We start from the raw sequence: 22,500 nt of genomic DNA, 5'->3' as shown, positions 1-22,500 counted from the left end.
GCGCCGTGATCGCGTTGTCATTCGTATGTCCTGACCCGATCGACCTCCTCGTCTCGAAGGATGCGGGCCTCGGCTTGCTCAGGTTCCAGGGGCCACTGTGTTCCCCCGATCCCGTAACACTCGGCCGATCTCGGCGAGCGGTTCCTTGTCCGCCAGGGCGGCGTGGGTGGCGTCGACGTCGAACTCGATGACGTTCTCGCCGAGCCGGCCCCGCCACATCTGTGGAGGACGCGCATGAAGTTCGAGGTCTGCTGCCGCGGTGAAGAACTGGATCTCTCCGTCGTAGCGGCGCGGTTGGTGCCGGGCATCGAGGAGGCCGAGTCGGTCGATCACGTTCCCGAGTCGGCGGAGGGCGTCGGCGGTGAGGAAGCTCAGACCCGGATGCTCGTCGCCCAGTACCCGCGCCGCTTCCTCGTAGTCGATCCCGCCGTCCGTCAACCGGTCTGCCGGGACACCGAGTTCGACCAGCGCGTCACGGATCGACGGCTGCTCGCCGCGGATGTCGTCCCGTTCGTGGAATTCCGGCGGCAGGGTGTCGAGCATCGCGAGTGTCGCGACACTCTCGTTGTTTTCACTCAACTGGACTGCCATCTCGTGAGCGATGATGCCGCCCAACGACCAGCCCAGCAGGTGGTAGGGACCGCGGGGTTGCACGGCCCGGACGGCCGCGACATAGGAGGCGGCAAGCTCCGCGATGCTGTCGGGGACGGCGGCGGCCCCCGTGGCCTGGAGACCGTAGAGGGGCCGGTCGCCGAGGTAGTCCGTGAGTCCTGCGTAGCACCAGGACATTCCGCTGGCCGGATGGACGCAGAAGAGGGGTGGGCCTTCCCCCGTTCCACCCAGCCGCACTACGGTGTCGAGCACACTTTCGGACAGTTCGGGGCCGGCCTCGATCCGGGCGGCGAGTTGCTGCACGGTGGGGTCGGTGAAGACCCACTGGATCGGCACCTCGCGGCCGAGGCGGCGGCGTAGTTCACCGGCCACCGTTGCCGCACCCATCGACGTTCCGCCCAGGGTGAAGAAGTCCGCGTCGGCGGGCACGGTGTCGACACCGAGCGCAGCGGCCATCGCGTCGGCCACATCCTGCTCGATTCGTCCGGCCGGGAGGACGGCCGCTTCGGTGTCGAATACCGGTGCGGGGAGGCCGTTCCGGTCCACCTTGCCAGACGGCATCACCGGCAACCGGTCCAGGACGGTGACAGCGGAGGGGACGAGGTGCCGGGGCAGCAGGCGACGCGCGTGGGCGCGCACCGCAGCCGAGGAGAGGTCGGTGTCGCCGCTGACGTAGGAAACCAGGACCGTGGCGCCGTCACCCGCGGTGTGGGGCACGGTGACGGCGGACTGGACATCGGGGTGACGGAGCAACGCCGAATCCACTTCGGCGGGTTCCACCCGGATCCCGGCGATCTGCACCTGCGCGTCGCCGCGGCCCAGGTACTCCAGTTCGCCGTCTGCGGTGCGCCGCACCAGGTCACCCGTGCGGTACATCCGTTCGCCGGGTTTGCCATAGGGATGGGCCACGAATCGGGTTGCGGTGAGGTCGGTACGGCCAACGTAACCCCGTGCGACGCTGGTGCCGGCCAGGTACAGCTCCCCCACCACACCGTTCGGGACCGGATGCAGACGCGCGTCCAGCACGAGGGCGGCACCGCCGTCGATCACGGTGCCGATGTTCACGCGGCCCGGGCCCAGCGGTCCGGCGAGCGACCCGAGGATGGTGAATTCGGTGGGCCCGTACGCGTTGAAGAGTCGGTGCCGCCGGGACCACCGTCCGGCGAGTTCGGTGGGCAGTGCTTCACCGACGGCCACGACGGTACGCGGCGACAGCGTCTCGGCATCGAGGGTGGCCAGCACACTGGGTGTCGCAATGAGGTGGGTGATCTGTGCGTCGACGACCGTCTTCGCCAGTTCGTCTCCGGCATAACCGAATTCCGAGGACATCACCAGGGTTCCGCCGGAGGTCAGTGCGTAGAGCATTTCGAACAGCGATGCGTCGAAAGTGGGTGAGGCGAGTTGCAGCACGCGGATGTCCGATTCGGTGCCGAGAACCGGAGGCTGTGCGGCCACCACGTTCACCAGACCCCGATGCGGCACCACGACACCTTTCGGTTGTCCGGTGGATCCGGAAGTGTAGATGAGGTAGGCCGCGTGATCGGGTTCCGTCACCTGCGCGTATCCACGTCGACGGATCCGTCGATCCCCTCGGGCCGGTGTCTGCTCGTTCCACTGCGCATCGGACAGGTCGAGCCAGTCCACGGAGCCGGTCAGCGTAGAAGTGAGGTCGCCGACCGTCAGGCCGAGCACCGCCGCCGAATCGGTGATCATCCAGGCGACGCGTTCCTCGGGATGCGCCGGGTCCACCGACAGCCACGCCGCACCCGACTTCGTCACAGCCCACACGGCCAGCACCCAGTACCGGCCGCGGGGTGTCGCGATCACCACGACGTCTTCGGGTCCGACACCCCGGTCGATCAGTTGTCCTGCCCAGCGTTCCGCTTCGGCGTCGAGTTCCGCGTAGGTCAACTGCAGGTCGCCGTCCACCACCGCGACCGCGTCCGGGGTCGCCCGGACCTGGGCCTCGAACACGTCGGCGAGCGTGCGGGGCGACGGTGTGCGCAACGGCCCGCGGACGAGCTCGTCGTACTCGGATTCGGTGAGGACTGGGAGGTCGCCGACCGGAATCGACGGGTTGTCGGCGACGGCGTCGAGGAGGCGACCGAAGCGTCCGGCGAGCCCGCGGGCGCTCGCCTCGTCGAACAGGTCCGTGGCGTACACCAGACGGAGTGTGAGCGCCTCCGCGGTGTCGACGACGTCCCACACGAGATCGAATTCGATTCGCGGTTCGTCGACGTCGACCGGTGCGGCGCCGGGCAGGCTGACGGGCTGCGACGGCACCCGCCGATAATTGAGGACCACCTGGAACAGCGGGTTGTGGGCAGGTGAACGCTGCGGCGCCACCCGCGCGACGACGTCGTCGAACGGGACGTCCGCGTGCGCGAAGGCCTCCAGATCCACCGTGCGTACCCGGTCGAGCAGTTCCGCGAACGACAGGGCGGGCGGCACCTCGGTGCGCAGCGCCACGGTCCCGACGAACATGCCCACCAGCCGGTCCAGCAGGGGGTCGGGTCGTCCACCGACGGCGGTGCCCACCACGACATCGGGGTGGCCGCTCTCCCGCGCGAGCACTACGGCGAGCGCGGCATGCAACACCATGAAGACGGTGACGCCGTGGACACGAGCCAGGGCATGCAGCCGAGCGCGTAGTTCCTCGTCGACAACCCAGTCCACGCGGGAACCGTTGCGGCTGGGGTGGCGCGGCCGCGGACGGTCCGTCGGGAGCGACAGCGGTGCGTCGACGCCGTCGAGAACACGTCCCCAGTAGTCGAGTTGAGTGTGCGCGACACTGCCGGGATCGGCGGCGTTCCCGAGGAACTCGCGCAGCCACAGGGTGTAGTCACTGTAGTCGACGGGAAGCGGATCCCACTGGGGTGCTGCACCTTCCACGCGCGCCCGGTAGGCCTCGGCGAGGTCGGCGAGCAACGGGTCCATCGAGCCGCCGTCGAGTGCGATGTGGTGCACTGCCGCGGCGACCATGTGGCCACCGGCAGGTTCTGCCCACATCCGCACGCGCAAGGGTGGTTCGTGTTCGAGGTCGAATCGTTGTCTGCCGTATTTCTGGAGGTCTGCGTCGCCCTCCTGCACGAGGCTGTCGACGACGTGTGCGGTGGGAACGATCACCTGGTGCGGACCGTCAGCGTCGGCGGGAAAGACGGTCCGCAGCACCGTGTGCCGCTCCACCACATCGGCGATCGCCGCCCGGAGAGCGGCCGGGTCCACGCCTGCGTCCAGCCGGGTACCGAACATCATGTGATGGACGGAAGCGTCGGGATCCGCCTTGTTGAGGAGCCACATGCGTTGCTGCTGCGGGGAGAGGGGAACTCGGGTGTTCGGGTCCCGGCGCACGAGTGCCGGGCGCTGAGCTGCTCCGGTCGATCGCGTGTGGTCCAGCCAGTGCGCGAGTCCGGCGGCGGTCGGGTTCTCGAACAACACCCGCCATGCCACGCTCACCCCGAACGCCGTGGAGAGCCGGCCGGCCACCGCGGTGGCGGAGAGCGAATCACCACCGAGGTCGAAGAAATTGTGGTTCGCGCCGGGCAGGTCGACACCGAGGACATCGGCGAAAACACCTGCCACCAACTCTTCGGTGATGGTTCGCGGCGGCAGCACATCCACCGGCTGCGTGGCAGGAAGCTGCAGCGCGCGTACATCCAGTTTGCCGTTGGCGGTCAGCGGTAGGGACTCGAGCACCACCATTCTCGATGGCACGAGGTACGCAGGCAGTTGTTCGGCCAGGCGCTCCGTCAACGACGCCGGGTTCAGGTCGGTGCCGGTGACGAAGGCGGTCAGTTCCCCGTCACGCAGAAGCACCGCGGCCTGCTCGACTCCGGTGAGTCGGAGCAGCCCGGCCTCGACCTCGGCGGGTTCGATCCGCATGCCCCGCACCTTCACCTGCCGGTCCACGCGGCCGACGAAGGACAACGTGCCGTCTGCGCGGCGATGCACCAGGTCGCCGGTGCGGTAGCTGCGCGAACCATCTTCGGCGGCAACGAAGCTCGCCGCCGTGAGGCCGGGTTCGTCCAGGTATCCCCGGGCCAGACCGGGACCCGAGAGATACAGTTCGCCGATGCCGCCCACCGGTACCGGCTGCAGTCGGGGATCGAGCACGGTCGCCGTGGTGCCGGCAATGGGTGCGCCGATCGTCACGTTCCCGTCCACCGCGGCGAGCGTGGCCACCACGGTGGATTCGGTCGGCCCGTAGGCGTTGAGCATCAGTCGCCCGGCACTCCACATTTCGGCCGATTCGGTGCGCAGCGCCTCACCACCCACCGCTACCACGCGCAGCGAGTCGAGCCCGTCGGGATCGAGGGTTGCGAGCACTGCGGGCGTGGAGAGGTAGTGGGTCACGTGCCGGTCCGACAGGAAGCGCTGCAACTCGGGGCCGGCGTACACGTCGGGCGGGGCGCACACCAGGCAGGCGCCCGATCCGAACGCCAGCAGCATCTCGAGGAGCGCCGCATCGAACGCGGGATTATATCCGTGCAGTACGCGCGAATCGGGCGTCACTCGGTAGCGCTGCACGACTTCGGCAGTCAGTAATGCGAGCCCGCTGTGGGTGACGGCCACGCCCTTCGGGGCTCCCGTGGATCCGGAGGTGTAGATGACGTAGGCCAGTCCCCGTGCGGAGTCCCGGTACGTCGCGGTGGCGGCGATTGCCCGGTTCGGGCTGGGCACGTAGGCGGCGCCTGTCTTGGTGACGGCCCATAACTCGGTGATGAAGTCGACGGATCGCGGCAGGTCGATCGGCAGCATCCAGCCGGGGCCGAAGCCCTCGGCAACCAGTTCGCGGGCGCGCGCGTCCGACTGCCGGTCGAGTTCGCGATACGTCAGCGTCCGAGTGCCGTCGGTGACCGCGGGGCTGTCGGGGTACGCGGCAGCGGTCGAGGTCAGGATTTCGGCGAGCGTGCGTTCCTCCGCGGCGGGCCCTCCTCCGAGCGGTTCCGCGCCGGTGAGCGCGATGTCGCCGGTGGCCACCTGTGGGTCGTCGGCGACAGCTTCGAGCACCCGGACGAGTTCTTCGGCCAGCGACTGAACGGTGGCGTGGTCGAACAGATCCTGTGCGTACGCCACGGCGCCTGTCATTCCGGCGGGGTCGGCGCCGTCCCACTGCTCGGCGAGGGTGACGTGGAGATCGAATTTGACTGTCCCGGTGTCGACTTCCTGCGCCTGCACGTCGAGGCCGGACACCCGCACGGTGGGGGGCCGCAGGTTTTCCAGTGCCAGCGCGACCTGCGGAACACGGCCACCGAGAAGGTCGGCGATCACCTCGAACGGAACCTCGGCGGTGTCGAAGGCCTCCACGTCGAAGTCTCGTACCTGGGCCAGGAGACCGGTGAACGGCATGTCCGGCTCCACCTGCGCGCGCAGGGCGAGGGTATTCACGAACATCCCCACCGCCGCGTCCAGCGCCGGGTCCCCGCGGCCGGCGACGGCGGTGGCGATGGTGATGTCACGCTGGTCGCCGAATCTGGCGAGCAGCACGGCGAGCGCGGCGTGCAGCACCATGAACGGAGTGGCCCGGTGTTCGTGCGCCAAACGGTGGACCGCCTGCTGCACCGGAGCCGGGACGGAGAACCGCACCAGCCCGGCCGTGTCCGTGGACGCGCTCGTACGGGGCCGGTCCACCGGGAACGGCGCGACCGATTCGGCATCTGCCAATGCGACCCGCCAGTGCTCGACGCCGCGGGCCGCATACGCACTGCTCAGCAGCTCTTCCTCCCAGAGCGCATAGTCGGCGTACTGCACGGCCGGCGGCTCCCACTCCGGTGCGGTACCCGCGCGGCGAGCCGCGTAGGCGGTGAGCACGTCGGCCACCAGCGGAGCGAGGGACCAGCCGTCGGCGGCAATGTGGTGCAGGACGATCACCAGCACGTGGACGTCAGGTGCGACTCGCAACAGTTGCACCCGCAGCGGTTGCTGGGCGGCGAGGGCGAATGGTGCGCGTGCAAGTCGCGTGACCGTGTCGGCCACATCGGAGGCGTCCACGTCACGAGGCGTGAGGTCCAGTGCCACGCCGGGCGTGATGTCCTGCCAGGGCGACTCCCCCGGCTCCGACGGATACCGGGTTCGCAGCACCTCGTGGCGGGCGGTCACGTCGCCGAGTGCGGTGGCCAGCGCCGTCACGTGCAGGTCACCTTCGAGCCGCACCGTGGCAGGAAGGTTGTAGGTGGCAGATTCCGGGTTCTGGCGGTTCCACACCCACATGCGGTATTGGCTCCGGGACAGCGGGATCCGGTCCAGGCGCGGCCGGGCTCCCAGTGCGGGGCGCAGGCCCGCCGCGGGCACCGACGTGTCGAGGGACCCAGCGAGCTCCGCGACGGTGGGATGGGCGAAGAGAGTGCGCAGCGGAACAGGAGCGCCGACCGCGTCGGTGAGCCGCGCCGCCAATTGTGTTGCAAGCAAGGAATTTCCGCCGGCATCGAAGAAGTGCGTTCCCCTGCCCGCCTCCTCGATCCCGAGAACGTCTGCGAACACGTCGGCGACCGTCCGCTCGGTGTCGGTGTTCGGCGGCTCGAGCTCACCGGACCCGAGGTCCGGGACGGGGAGCGCACGGACGTTCAGCTTGCCGTTGATCAGCGGAGGCGGCGAGTCGAGCACCACGACAGAGGCCGGAACCAGATACGACGGCAACACTTCGGCGAGGCGGCGACGCAGGGCCACGGTATCCAGCTCGGTGCGCGGCAGGACGTACGACGTCAGGGTGTCGTGGCCGGTGGGCGTGGTGCGCACGACGGTGGCGGCGAAGTCCACGTCGACGAGCCCAGCGATGGCACTGTCGATCTCACCGGGTTCGATGCGTACGCCGCGCACCTTGACCTGAGCGTCGTTCCGGCCGAGGAATTGGAGTACATGGCGGTCACCGGCCGCCTTCCACCGCACGAGGTCACCGGTGCGGTACCGGCGGCGGCCGTCGGCGGAGGCCACGAACCTCTCGGCCGTGGGCCCCGGTTGCCCGGCATAGCCACGGGCGAGGCCCGGGCCCTCGAGGTAGAGCTCGCCGGGCATCCCCACCGGAACCGGACGCAACCGCTCGTCGAGCACGACGACCTCGAAGCCCGGCACGGGCTCACCGATCGGCACGGACTCGCCCCGACGGAGGGGGCCGGTCGCGGTCGCGTACATGGTCGCCTCGGCCGGTCCGTAACCGTTGACCATCCGGCGGCCGGGCGCCCACCGATCCACCAGGGCGGTGCCCAGACGTTCCCCGCCGAGCATGATCATCCGCAGGTGCGGCAACTCGCGCGAACCGATGGTGGCCAGCGCCGTCGGGGTGATGCAGGCGTGTGTGATGTGCTCCCGTTCCAGTAGATCGCCCAGTGCGGGGCCTGCGAACTCCGCTTCGGAGGCGACGACCAGGGTGGCCGCCGACGCACCCGCGACGAGGATCTCGAGCAACGCCATGTCGAAGCCGGCGGCCGCACGGTGCAGCATCCTGGACCCGGGGCCGGCGGCATAGCGCTGGGCGACGTCCATGTCGAGTGCGGCGAGGCCGGCGTGCGTCACCACCACTGCCTTGGGGGTGCCCGTGGTTCCGGAGGTGAACACCACGTAGGCGGGCTGGTCCGGGTGGACGTGGGGGCGGACCATCGCACCCGCCGACGTGTCCGCGTGCGCGTGCGGTTCCACCCAGGTGATGTCCCCGCCGAGGGTCACCGAGCCCACGCCGAGAGTGGTTCCCGCCGCGGCGAGCATCGCGTGTATTCGCGCGCTCGGCAGATCGGGATCGACGAGTACGGGGGCAGCACCGGTTTTCGCGATCGCCCACAACCCCACCACGGACTCCGTCGATCGCGGCACCGACCATGCCACCGTCGTGCCGGGACGGGCGCCCAGTGCGTGCAGCTCCCGCGCCAACCCCTCCGACTGCAGGTCGAGCTGCCGGTAGGTGACGGCCCTCTCGCCGTCCTGCACCGCGACTGCGCCGGGAGCCAGCACGGCCCCGCGGGTGAGGATGTGGTGCAGCGGGACCGGCGCGGGTGCGTCGGGGCCACGGGCTGGGGCGAGGGCTGCACGCTCGGCGGGACTCGACAGGTCCACGTCGCCGACCCGCTGATCGGGGTCTGCGGTGACCGACCCGAGTAGCCGGACGAGCTGGCAGGCGAAACCGATGATCGTCGAGCGGTCGAACAGCGCTGCGTCATACCCGAATTCGAGGTGCATGCGTGTACCCGGCGCTGCCTCGGTGGCGGTGAGCTGGAGGTCGAAGTTCGCGGGATGCGCTGTCGGCGTCATCGGTGTGACGTCGAGGCCGGGCAACGTGAAGTGTCCCGGGCGATGCCGCTGCATCGACAGCGCCACTTGGAACAGCGGATGGTGTGACGTCGAGCGGGCGGGATTGATCAGTTCCACCAGGGTCTCGAACGGCATGTCGGCGTGCGTGTATGCGGCGACGTCCTGGGTGTGAACGTGGGCCAAGATCTCGGCGAAGCTGGCGGAGGGATCGATCTGCGTGCGCAGCACCAGCGTTCCGGCGAACATGCCGACGACGTCGTCGAGTTGCGGGTCGGTGCGCCCGGCAACCGCGGTGCCGATCGGAACGTCCCGGCTGCCGCTGTACCTCGAGAGCAGCACGGCCAGCGCGGCATGCAACACCATGAACGTGGTTGCCCGTCCGGTACGCGCCAAGGCGGCGATGCCGTCGTGCAGGGCCTCGTCCAACTCCACGCTGTGGACGGCTCCACGGCCCGAGGGTGCCGCGGGACGGGGGTGGTCGAGGGGCAGGGTCACCTGTTCCGGCAGGTCGGCCAGCGTCTCGAGCCAGTACTCCCGGCCGGGCTCGTTCAGCATGGTGCGCTGCCACACGCTGTAGTCGCTGTACTGCACCGGCAGCGGCGGCCATTCCGGGCTGCGAGCCTCGAGCCGTGCACGGTACGCGACGGCGGTGTCGCGGATCAGCGTGCCGAGCGACCAGGCGTCGGCGGCGATGTGGTGGACAACCAGCGCGAGCACGTGCGAATCGGCACCGACGCGATACACACGCCCGCGAACGGGCGGTGCGGCGGCGACGTCGAATCCGGTGTCGACGAGTGCCCGCACGTGGGCGTCGAGTGCGTCGGCGGGAATGGCGACGGGAGCCAGGTCGAGGGGTACCGCATCGGCCGCGAGCAGTACCTGGTGCACCCCCTCGGCGTCGGACGGGTACACGGTGCGCAGGGTCCGGTGCCGCTCGAGCAGGTCCCGGGCCGCGGCCGCAAAGGCTGTGGTGTCCAGTTCGCCGTCGAGGCGGAGGAGGATCGGAATGTTGTATCCGGCTGCGTCGGTGTCGAATTGGTTGAGCACCCACATCCGCTGCTGTGCGGGCGAGAGCGGCACCCGGCCGTGCATCCGATCCGGTAGCAGAGCTGGTCGCCGACGCCCGGTGTGCGCGCGGTCCTCCACGCGGGCTGCCAGTTCGGCCACGGAGGGTGCTTCGAAGAGGTCGCGCACCGTGATGTCCGTGTCGAAGACGGCACTCACCCGAGTCGCGACCCGGGTGGCGATCAGCGAGTTGCCGCCCAGTTCGAACAGGCTGCGGCGGATGTCCACCTCGGGCGAGCCGAGCAGTTCGGCGAAGACTCCGGCGACCACTTCCTCGATCGGGCCGTGCGGCACCTGCCACTCGTCGGCGGTCACGTCCGGTTCGGGCAGTGCGCGCCGGTCGACTTTGCCGTTGTGCGTCAGAGGGATCGACGGCACCGCAATGATCGCTCCGGGCACCATGTACTCGGGCAGGAGTGCGCGTAGGTGCCGCGTGAGTGCGGCCGGCTCCGCGTCGGCCACCGCGTACGCCACCAATTGTTCGCCGATGCTCGTGGAGCGCAACACAACTACCGCACCGTCGACGTCGTCGTGACGCAGCAGTGCCGCCTCGACCTCGCCGGGTTCGATGCGGTAGCCGTGGAACTCCACCTGCGAGTCGGCCCGGCCGAGGTAGTCGAGTTCTCCGTCGGCACGCCGGCGGGCGAGGTCTCCCGTGCGGTACATGCCGTCACCGGGCGTGAAGGGGTCGGCCACGAACCGCTGGGCGGTCAGGCCCGGCCGGCCGAGATAGCCGCGGGACACCTGCGGGCCCGCGACGTACAGTTCGCCGACGGTTCCCGGTGGCACGGGCCGCAACGAGGTGTCCAATACGTACGTTCGCATTCCCGGGATGGCCCGGCCGAGCGAAGCCCTACCGTCGCCGACACCGAGATCGGTGTGGGTGACGTGCACGGTGGTTTCGGTGATCCCGAACATGTTGACGGCGCGAACCGACGGGTGCCGCGCGAGCCACGGTGACACCAGCGCGAGGTCGAGTGCCTCACCACCGAAGATCAGCAGTCGCACGGTGTCGGTCACGTCGTAGTCGGCCAGCTGGCCGAACGCGGACGGCGTCTGATTGAGCACCGTCACTCCCTCGCGGCTCAGCAGTTCCGCGAAGTCGCGCGCCGAACGGGCCACGTCGTGATCCACCAGCACCAGCCGCCCGCCGGTGGTGAGCGCTCCCCACATCTCCCACACCGAGAAGTCGAAGGCGTGGGAATGGAACATTGTCCACACGTCATCCGCGCCGAAGCCGAAGTCCCGGCACGTATTCGCCAGCAGCCACAGCACATTGGCGTGGGACACCAGCACACCCTTGGGCTCTCCAGTGGAGCCGGAGGTGTAGATCAGGTAGGCGCCCTGCGCCTGTGAGTGGTTAAGGAGTCCCTGGACTCGTGAACCACTCACAGGCGCAGCCTCGAGGAGGACAACCGGGCACGACACCTCGGGCAGGTTCGCGGCGTCTGCGGCTGAGGTCAGCAGCACGGTGGGTGATGCGTCCGAGAGGAGGTAGCGCACGCGTTCGGCCGGGTAGTCGACGTCGACGGGGAGGTACACCCCGCCTGCGCGTACCACCGCGAGCAGCGCCGCAATGAGTTCCGCCGACCGCGACAGCGCCACGGCGACGACGTCTTCGGGCCCCACCCCGGCCTCCGACAGCGCTGCGGCCAGTTCGGCGGAACGCCGGTCCAGGTCCCCGTAGGTCAGGGTGGTGTCACCGTCGGTGACGGCGACGGCGTTCGGGTTCTCGGCGGCACGCTGGGCGAAGAGTTCCGCCAGCGACTCCACCGTCGGTGCGACGCCTTCGGTGCCTCCGACGAGGGCCCTCTGCTCGTCCGCGGTCAGCACGTCGATGGCGCCGACGTCGATATGGGGTCGGTCGGTGACCGCACGCAGGATTCGCTGGAGTCGCTGCACCCACTGCTCGACGGTGTGCTGATCGAACAGTTCGGTGGGGAAGGTGAACACGCCGTCGAGGCCGGCGGGGCTTCCGTCGGGTGTGCGCCGGTCGCGCAACGACACCTCGAGGTCGAATCGGCTGATCCCGGTGCCTGCCTCGCGACCCCGGACGACGAGGCCGGGCAGTTCGGGCAGCCGGTCTGCGCCGCCGTCTCCGAAGTTCTCGAACGCCAGCATCACCTGGAACAACGGGTGGTGACCCGCTGACCGCGCCGGGGCGAGGGCGTCGACCACGAGGTCGAACGGCACCTCGGAGTGCGCGAACGCGGCGATGTCGGTCTCCCGCACGGACGCCAGCAGTTGCGCGAACGTCGAGCGCGCATCCACCCGACTGCGTAGGGCGACGGTACCGACGAACATTCCGACCACGTCGTCCAGCGCGGGGTCGGTGCGACCCGACGTGGGGGTTCCCACAGCGAAGTCGTCCGCCCCGGTCAGTTTGGACAGCAACACGGCCAGCGCCGCATGCATCACCATGAACAGGGTGGAGTTCTGTTGATGCGCAAGCTCTTCGAGCGCCTGGTGCAGTTCGGCAGGCACAGCGAACGGGACGATCCCGGCGGTCCCCTGCAGAGTGCCGGGACGCGTCCGGTCGGTGGGCAGCGGCAGAAGCGTGGGCATGTCCTGCAACGCCCCAGCCCAGTAGTCGAGCTCGCGGTGCGCGAGGCTGTCGGGATCGGCGGGGTCGCCGAGCACCTCACGTTGCCATTGCGCGTAGTCGGTGTACTGCACGGGCAACGCCGGCCACGAGGGCGCCTGCCGGTGAAGCCGGGCCGCGTACGCGGTGGCGAGGTCTCGGACCAGTGGGACGAACGACAACCCGTCGACGGCCACGTGATGCAGCACGACGGCAAGGGTGTAGCGCTCCGGAGCCCTTTCGAACAGGGCCAGGTGCACGGGCCGCTCGACCGCGAGGTCGAAGCCCTCGGCGGCGAGGGAGGCGATGGCCTCGTCCACGGCTTCTTCCGTGATTCGGATCGGTGTCAGCTCCACTTCGGGCGGGCCGACGATCTGGACGACGCCGGCGTCGGTGACCGTGAACACGGTGCGTAGCGTGGCGTGCCGCTCGACGACATCGGTGAGCGCCCACCGCAGTGCGTCGACATCGAGTGCACCGTCGAGGTCGACAGCGAATGGCACGTTGTACGCGGCAGACCCCGGCGTGAGCTGGCCCAGCAGCCACAACCGTTGTTGCGCGAAGGCGGCCGGTGCCGGACCGTCGGTGTCGCGGGGCACGAGCGGCGGCCTCGCGTCCCCACCCTCGGCAATCAGGGCGGCGAAGCCGGCGACGGTCGGCTGGTCGAACAGGTGACGCACCCCGACGCGCACTCCCGTCACCGACGACAGCCGCGACACCACCCGGGTGGCGGACAACGAGTTGCCGCCCAGCGCGAAGAAGTCGGTGTCGGCTCCCACCTCGGGCACACCGAGCACCTCGGCGACCGCGTCGGCCACCACCTGTTCGAGCGGGGTCTGCGGTGAACGCGTCGACGACGTCGGCAGTTCCGGGTCGGGAAGCGCGGACCGGTCGACCTTTCCGCTCACCGTCAAAGGCAACTGGTCGAGCACGGTGATGGATGCGGGCACGAGGTAGCGCGGCAGTCGCTCGGCGACGAAGGCGCGCAGTGCCGCCGGCTCCAGGGCACTGCCGCTGACGTACGACGCCAGTTCGCCGCGGCGCGTCACCGTTACCGCCGAGTGGACTCCTGGCGCTGAAGCCAGCACCGCATCGACTTCGCCGGGTTCTACGCGGAACCCCCGAATCTTTACCTGACGGTCGACGCGCCCGACGAACTCGAGCTCGCCGAATCGGTTCCAGCGCACCAGGTCACCGGTCCGGTACATGCGTCCGCCGCCGTACGGGTCGGCCACGAAGGTGCCCGCGGTTGTACCCGGCCTGCCGACATATCCCTCGGCCAGACCGGGGCCCGAGAGGTACAGCTCCCCCACTACCCCGACGGGAACCGGCCGAAGTCGCGGATCCAAGACCACAGCCGACATGCCGTCGACAGGACCACCGATCGTAATGCGCGAGCTCGACAGTTCCGCCGCCGTCGCCCAGATCGTCGTTTCCGTGGGGCCGTAGAGATTCAGCACCCTGCGTCCGGTTGCCCACCGGGACACCAGTTCGGGCGGGCACATGTCCCCTGCCAGCGCGAGAACCTCGAGGGCGTCGAGTTCGCTCGGGTCGATCGTCGCCGGCACTGCCGGGGTCGATGTCCAATGACTGATCCGCTCGCGCCGCAGTAGCTCGCGCAGTTCGTCGCCGCCGAAGACGCCGGGTGGGGCGATCACCAGCACGGCACCGGTGGTGAAGGCCAGGAGCATCTCGTGGATCGACGCATCGAACATCGGGGATGCTGCGTGCAGCACCCGCGACTGCGGGGTGGCCCCATAGAAGCGGCGCAGGGCGGCGGCGTGACCGGACAGGCCGCGGTGGGTGACGACGACGCCCTTGGGTGTGCCGGTCGAGCCGGAGGTGTAGATCACGTAGGCGGGATGATCCACGGACAGCGGCCGAACCCGCTCGTCGTCGGACACCGGAATCGGATCCGCGCCGGTCCCAGAGAGGACCAGCGGAGTGATACCGCCGGGTACCAGCGAGGCGTCGAGTGTCAGCGCCGTGGTGACGCCCGCGTCGGCAAGAATCCGTGCGGTGCGTTCGGCCGGCTGGTCGACGTCGAGGGGCACGAATGCGGCACCGCTGCGCGCGATCGCCCACACCGCGATCACCGAGTCGAGCGAGCGCGGAATCATGATCGCGACACGGTCACCGGGCCCGACACCGACGGCGATCAGGCGGCGGGCCCACCAGTTGGACCGGGCATCCAGCTCGCGGTAGGCCAGTTCCTCGTTGCCGCACCGGGCAGCGATCCCGGTCCGGTCAGCTGTCAACAGCTCCGGGAGCGTCTGTGCTGCTGGGGCTTTCGGGCCACGGGACGGCACCAGGGCGGCCGCCTCGGCGGGTGTCACCCACTCGAGGTCGCCCAGTGCCCGGGACGGATCCGCCACCACCGTGGACAGAATGTGGTGCAGCAGCTCCGACCACCGGACGACGGTGGAGGAGTCGAACAGCTCCGCCGGGTACACGAGGTCACCGGTGAGTCCGGCAGCTGCCCCGTCGTCGGCCCGCATTTCGCTCAGCGACAGTTCGAGGTCGTACCGGCTGACGGCGCTCTCGATACTGCGACGGCGGACGGCGACCTCGTCGAGTTGTAGCTCGGTTCCGCCGAAGTTCTGGTACGCGAGCATCACCTGGAACAGCGGGTGGTGGGTTGCCGACCGCACGGGAGCAACGGCGTCCACCACCTGATCGAACGGCAGGTCCGCGTGGGCGAACGCCTCGAGGTCGGTGTCGCGAACAGCCGCCAGGAATTCGGTGAACGTCTGTCGCTGATCGACGCGAGTGCGCAGCACTACCGTTCCGGCGAACATCCCCACCAGGTCGTCCAGCGCCGGGTCCGGTCGTCCGGAGGTCGGGGTGCCCACGGCGATGTCTTCGCTTCCGCTGAGCACGGCGAGCGTCAGCGCCAACGCGCTGTGCACCACCATGAAGGGAGTGACCCCGCAGCTACGGGCCACAGCGTCCACGGCGCCGTGCAACGCGGCGTCCACCGCGAACGCCACCCGTCCGGCAGTCCGGGTGGCCGCCGGGATCCGCGGGCGGTCGGTCGGCAGCTCGAGCATCTCGGGAGTTCCCTGCAGTCGCTCGGACCAGTACGCGACGTCCGCCGGCGCCGTGGTGGCAGACACCGATCGCTGCCACTGCGCGAACCGCCCGTAGTCCACCGGCAATTCCGGCCACCCCGGTTCGCGTCCGGCACGTCGTGCCACATACGCCGTCATCATGTCTCGGGTCAGCGGGCCGAACGACAGTCCGTCCACCGCGATGTGGTGCGCGGCGACGGCGACGGTGTAGCGCTCGGGTGCGTGTTCGAAGATCCGGATCCGTATGGGCGCTTCGCGGGTGAGGTCGAATCCGTGGCTGCCCAGGGCTGCGAGTGCGTCGTCGAGCGTGCCGGGGGCAACGGCGATCGGCGAAAGGTCCAGCTCGACCGGCCGCGTCACCTGCACCACACCGGATGCCGTGTCCTCGAACACCGAATGCAGCGGCTCGTGCCGTCCGACCACGTCGCGTACGGCTGCGGCGAGAGCACCCACATCGACCGGTCCGTCGAGGTCGATCGCGAAGGGGACCACGTAGTCGGGTGAGCCGGGGTTCATTTGTTCGTGCAACCACAGCCTCTCCTGCGCGGGCGCGAGACGCGAGGCGGCTCGGTCTCCGGTGGGAGGTCCGTCGACGAGTGGTGGCAGAGCGACGGTGGTGCGCGCGTCCTCCAGTCGGCCCGCAAGTTGGGCGACGGTCGGTGCGTCGAACACATCGCGGACGCTGATCCGGCGGTTGAGCGCCGCCCTCAGTCGCGACACCAATCGGGTTGCGGTGAGCGAGCTTCCGCCGAGGGCGAAGAAATCGGCGTCCGCATCGATCGAGGGCAGACCCAGCACGTCGGCGACCACTCCGGCGACGAGCTCTTCGAGTTGCCCGCGCGGTGCCCGGGCGGGAACCGGCGCGAGTGTGGGTGCGGGCAGAGCCTTCCGGTCGAGCTTCCCGCTGCTGGTCAGTGGCACCTCGTCGAGCACGGTCACCGACGCGGGCACCATGTAGCCCGGCAGGCGTTCGCGCAGGAACTCCATTAGGGCCTGCGCATCGAGTTCTGCGCCGTGAACGTAGGACGCGAGCACCGGTTCACCCGCGGCCGACGTACGTACCACCGTTGCCGCGGTGTCGACTCCGGGTGCGGACGCCAGCGCGGCGTCGACTTCGCCGAGTTCGACCCGGAATCCGCGAATCTTTACCTGGTCGTCGGTGCGGCCCGCGAATTCGAGCCGATGGTCGCTGGTCCACCGGACCATGTCACCGGTGCGGTACATCCGGGAGCCCGGACTTCCGTATGCGCTTGCGACGAATCGGCTGGCGGTCAAGGCGTATTTGCGGTGATAGCCGCGGGCCAGGCAGTCACCCGAGAGGTACAGCTCACCGACTGCGCCGACGGGTACCGGCCTCAGTCGCTCGTCGAGCACCACGGCCGAGGTTCCCGCGTAGGGCTTGCCGATGGTGATTCGGTCGCCGACATCGAGCGGTTCTGCGCTGGTGCAGACGACGGTGGTTTCGGTGGGGCCGTAGCTGTTGAGGAGTACCCGGCCCGGTGCCCATCTGGTCACCAGTTCGGGTGGGCACGGCTCGCCGCAGACCTCGAGGACGCGGAGGTCGGCGAGGCTCTCCGGGTTCATCAGGCGCGGCACCGTGGGAGTGGTGAGGAAGTGGGTGACGCGTTCGCGGCGGAACAGTTCGGTGAGGTCGTCACCGTAGGTGTCGGGAGGCGTGATCACCACGGTGGCGCCGGCCGTGAAGGCCAGGAGTAGTTCTCCGACGGAGACGTCGAAGGACGGTGAGGCGACGTGCGCCACCCGGGAGTCGCGTCCGAGGTTGCGGTACTCGGCGTTTGCCGCCACGAGGGCGGCGAGTCCACGGTGAGTTACCGTGACGCCCTTCGGCATTCCGGTGGAGCCGGAGGTGTAGACGACGTAAGCGGGATGGTCGAGGTGCAACGCGCGGGTGCGGTGCCGGTCGTCGATCGCGGCGCTCTCGCCCGTGAGATCCGCTGTGCCGATCCAGTCGATACCGTCCGGAACCACCGATGCATCCCGCGCGAGCGCCACGTCGACTCCGGAGTCGCGGAGCATGTGCGTGATGCGCTGGGCAGGGTAGCCGGGGTCTATCGGCACGAACGCGGCACCGGATTTCGCGACGGCCCACATGGCCACGACGGATTCGACGGATCGGGGCACCATCACCGCCACCAGATCTTCCGGCCCGATGCCCCGCGCAATCAGTCTGTGGGCCAAGCGGTTCGAACGCTGCTCGAGTTCCGGGTAGGTCATGTCGTTGCCGTGGAACCGCAGTGCGACGCCGTCGGGGTTGAGCCCGTCGTGCAGGAGTTGCGGCAAGGTTCGCGCGGGAACCGAGGCGCCGCCGGACGCGGGCACGAGTGCCGCCCGGTCGGCCGGACCGAGGAGGTCGATGTCACTTACCGGACGGGTCGGGTCGCTCGCGACGGCGGCCAGGATCGTCTCGAGTTGCCCCGCCCACCGGTTCACGGTGCCGTCGTCGAACAGTTCACGTGGATACGTCATGACACCGCGCAGACCGCCCGGATCGCCGTCGCCGGCCGGGAGTTCGTCCACGGTGATGTCGAGATCGAAGGCGCGGACGTGCGGTTCCTGTTCCCGCACACGGGCCGTGACCCCGTCGAGCTGGATCTCCGGGCCGATCGAATTCTGGTAGGCCAGCATCACCTGGAACAGCGGGTGTGCGTCTGTGGTCCGGGTGGAGAGCACCTCCTGTACCACCGAGTCGAACGACACGTCGGCGTTGGTGAAGGCTTCGAGGTCGGCGCGGCGGACGGTGCGCAGTAGGTCGGTGAAAGTCGCGCCTGCCGCTACCGGGGTGCGCAGTACCACCGTGCCCACGAACATGCCGACGATGCCGTCCAGCGCGGGGTCGGGGCGTCCGCCGGTGGCGGTGCCGACCGCGATGTCCTCGGTTCCGGTCAGTCCGCGCAGCAGTACGGCGAGCGCGGCGTGCAGCACCATGAACGCCGTGACGTCGTGGTCGCGCGCGAGGGTGAGCAGGCGCCGGTGCAGCTCGGGGTCGACCCGGAACTCGGCGCTTCCGGCGGTAAGACTCTGTGCGGACGGCGGCCGGGGACGATCCAGGGGCAGCGGGAGCACCTCGGGCAGACCACGCAAAGTCTCTGCCCAGTAGTCGAGTTGGCGGCGGACGAGGCTGGCGGGGTCGTCCGGATCACCGAGAATATCTTGCTGCCACCACGCGTAGTCGGTGTACTGCAGCGGTAACGGCTCCCACACCGGCGCTTGGCCTCGACGACGGTCGGCGTACGCGGCCGAGACATCCCGGACGAAGAGAGGAAGGGATAGCCCGTCGATTGCAATGTGGTGCACCACTACCGACATCGTGTACTGATCGGGGGCTACTCGGCGCAGCCGCATCCGGATTGGCACCTCGCGCGTGAGGTCGAACACGGCGGCGGTTTCTGCATCCGTCAGCTCGACGTTCGCGCTGCGCACGACCTGTCGTGGGCCGACCCCGTCATCGGGAAACACGGTCCGCAGCGCCGGATGCCGCTGCACCACATCGTCGATCGCGGCACGAAATGCAGCGGCATCCAGATCGCCGGAGAGGTCTACGGAGAACGTCACCACGTACGGGTCGCGCTCGGGGTTCCGCTGATTCACCAGCCACAGGCGTCGCTGTTCCGCGGACAGCGGCGCCGCTGCGTCCACGGCCCGCGGCACCAGCGGTGGTCGCGACCCGGTGTCGGGCGCACCGAGGTGAGCGGCCAGGGCTTCCGCGGTCGGGTGGTCGAAGATGTCGCGCACCGTGACCCGGCGGCCCAGCACGGCGCTCGACCGCGAGGCGAGACGCGCTGCGCCCAGGGAGTTTCCACCCAGTGCGAAGAAGTCGGCATCGATACCGACGGTGGCCAGTCCCGTTTCCGAGGCGAATGCTCCGACGAGAAGTTCCTCGATCGGTGACCGCGGTGCGCGATCACCGGTCCCGCGCGGTGACGGGGTGGGCAGTGCTGCCTTGTCCACCTTGCCTGCCGGTGTCAGCGGCACCGAATCGAGCACGGTGATCGACGACGGAACGAGGTGGTCCGGCAAGCGTTGCGCGAGATAGTCGCGCATCCGCGCGGGCTCGAGGTTCCGCCCGTGCACGTAGGTCGCCAACTGCGGGCCGCTCACACCCGGGGCAGCGACGGTCACCGACAGGTCCAGACCGGGATACGTCCGCAGCACGGCGTCGATCTCACCGGGCTCTACTCGGTGACCACGGATCTTCACCTGGTCGTCGGCGCGACCGATGAACTCGAGCGTCAGGTCGGGGGTCCAGCGCACCAGGTCGCCGGTGCAGTACAGGCGCCCGTCTCCGTAGGGATTGGCGACGAATCGGGTGGCGCTGCGCCCCGGTTGTCCCAGGTATCCGCGCGCGACCCCGGGCCCGGACAGGTACAACTCCCCTACTGCGCCGACTGGTAACGGCCGCAACCCGGTATCGAGCACCAGCGCGGATACACCCTCGATGGGGGCACCGATCGTGACGGCGTCGCCGGGTGCGAGTGACAGTGTTGCAGTGGACCACACGGTGGCCTCGGTGGGCCCGTAGAGATTGAGCAGCGTCCGGCCGGGGGCCCATCGCGTGAGCACTTCGGGTGGGCATACGTCGCCCGCTACGGCCACGACCTGTAAGTCCTCGAGCCCGTCGGGGTCTGTGACGGCCGGTACGGCGGGAGTCACCGTCCAGTGCGTGATTCGCTCCCGGCGCAGCAACGCGGTCAGCTCGTCGCCGCCGTACACGTCTGCCGGGGCGATCACCAAGGTGGCGCCGGCGGTGAAGGCCGACAGCAATTCGTGGATGGACGCGTCGAAGCTCGGCGACGCGAATGCGAGTACCCGCGATTCCGGAGTTACCCGATAGAGCCTGCGCAGTGCTGCCGCATGGCTCGACAGTCCGCGATGAGTGACCACCACACCCTTGGGAGTTCCGGTCGATCCGGACGTATAAATCACGTACGCCGGGTGATCGACGTGCAGCGGTCGTACACGGTCTGCGTCCGTGATCGGCGCGGCGGAGCCGTCACCGTCAAGCAAGGACATCCACTCGACGCCGTCCGGCACGACGTCGGAATTCACGGCGAGCGCGAGGGTGACCTTGCTGTCGGCCAGCATGTGCGCAACCCGTTCGGCCGGATAGCTGGGGTCGACGGGGACGAAAGCCGCACCCGCCTTCGCGACGGCCCACAACCCGACGATCGATTCGACGGAACGGGACGCGATCACCGCGACTCGATCTTCGGGCCCGACTCCTCGTTCGATCAGCCTGCGCCCCAGCCGGTTCGACGACTCATCGAGTGTGAGATATGTCACATCCGTTTTCCCGCAGCGGATTGCGGGGCGGGTCGCGTGCTCCGGCACGGTCAGCAGGGCGGCGAGGGTCGTCGGTTCGGCGGCGCTGGGCCCCGAGGCCGGCACGAGGACTCCGCGCTCGGCATCGTCGAGAACCTCGAGGTCGGTGACCGGTCGATCGGCCCGGGCTCCGACGAAGTCGGTGAGGTAGGCCACGAATCGCTCGAGAAGCCGTTCTACTTCGTCCTGTTCGTACAGGGCGGGGTTGGCCTCGAAGCAGACGCGCGGCGGGCCGCCGCCGACTCCGGGGTAGATGTCGACGGCGAGATCGTCGACCGGTCCAGCGGAAAGGAGGTGCACTTCGCCTGCCTCGTCACCGAGGGTGACGTCGTGCAGGAATGCCATGATGTTGACCACCGGCCCGAACGCAGCACGCGACTGGAACTCGAGCCCCAGCTCGCGCAGCATGTCTTCGTATCGATACCGCTGGTGACGCAATGCTCCGGTGAGTTCCAGTTGCACCCGGCGCACCACATTCTCGGTGTCATCTTCTGCACCGATTGCCACGCGCACCGGGACGAGGTTGGACACCATGCCCGCCGATCGGCGCATGGCCGCGGTGGTGCGCCCGGACACCGGAAGGCTCAGCACGATGTCGGTGTTGCCGGTCATCCGAGCCAGAAATGCCGCGAAGGCGGCGACCACGATCGGCACTTCGGACGAGTTGGATCGGCGCGCGAGTTCGTCAATCAGTTCGGTGGATTCGCGCGTGAGAGAACGGCTGGCGATCCGGGAGACGGCGGCGGGCGGAGCCTCACGACGAGTCAGCCGCGACGGCGCGGGCAGCTCGGTCAGCCGCTTTGCCCAGTGTTCCCGGTCGACGGCCGCCCTACTAGAACCTTCGTACGCAATTTCGGCGTCGAATATGTCGCGCACCCCCAGCGCCCGCGGTTCCGGTGGCTCCGTCCCGCGCACTGCGTGGGTGTACAGCTCCGCGATGCGCTCGACCACAGTCATCGCGCCGTACCCGTCCACGATCAAGTGATGCGCGAACGTGTTCCAGTAGAAGTGGTTTTCACCGAGGTGCAGGAGTGTCGACGCGATCATCAAATCGGCGGTCGGATCGAGCCGGCGGCTGTATCGCTCGGTCATCCGCCGCCTGGCCTCGGCCTCGGGATCCCCGGATCCCCGCAGGTCGAGGTAGCTGAGGGCGTTCGGGTCGAATGGATCGAACGATTGCGAGGGCATCCCGTCACGCTCGACGATGTGGACGAATGGAGACTGCAGTTCGCGCGCCGCACGGGTGGTCGCGTCGGTCAACGCATCGACGTCCACCCGCCCACGAACCTCGACATACAGCGCCACGTTCAAAGGGACGTCCGGGTCGAGTTGCTGGGCGAACCAGAGCCCCTGCTGGGCACGCGAAAGAGGGAAGGCACTCACAAAGCGCCACCCCCTTGTCAGCGATGCACCGCATCGAGCCGTCACCCCGTCACCGAACCCCATCTATTTCTTTCGCCACCGGCTCCCGTGGCACGCCTTCCCGTTATCGGAAGAAGTGCGGGTTCTATTAGGGGCACAATACTTTGCCGAGGAGCCGTCCTCTACCTGAGGTCGGACGAGTATCGCACTTCACGCTACGCTCAGCCCACC

At 69.0% G+C, this 22,500-nt stretch carries 1 protein-coding gene; it reads right to left on the bottom strand.

Features of this window, described 5'->3' with window-relative positions; translation table 11 throughout:
• Positions 1-78 precede the first annotated feature (78 nt).
• Positions 79-22,290, bottom strand: coding sequence for a non-ribosomal peptide synthase/polyketide synthase (locus JQT59_RS14430; protein WP_249354447.1), 22,212 nt, complete (start codon positions 22,288-22,290; stop codon positions 79-81).
• Between the last annotated feature and the right edge of the window lie 210 nt (positions 22,291-22,500).

It is taken from the genome of Rhodococcus sp. USK13 (assembly GCF_018343855.1).
Lineage (GTDB): Bacteria > Actinomycetota > Actinomycetes > Mycobacteriales > Mycobacteriaceae > Rhodococcus_F > Rhodococcus_F oxybenzonivorans.
The sequence above is the reverse complement of the archived record's forward strand: the minus strand, read 5'-3'. Positions and strand labels throughout refer to the sequence as shown.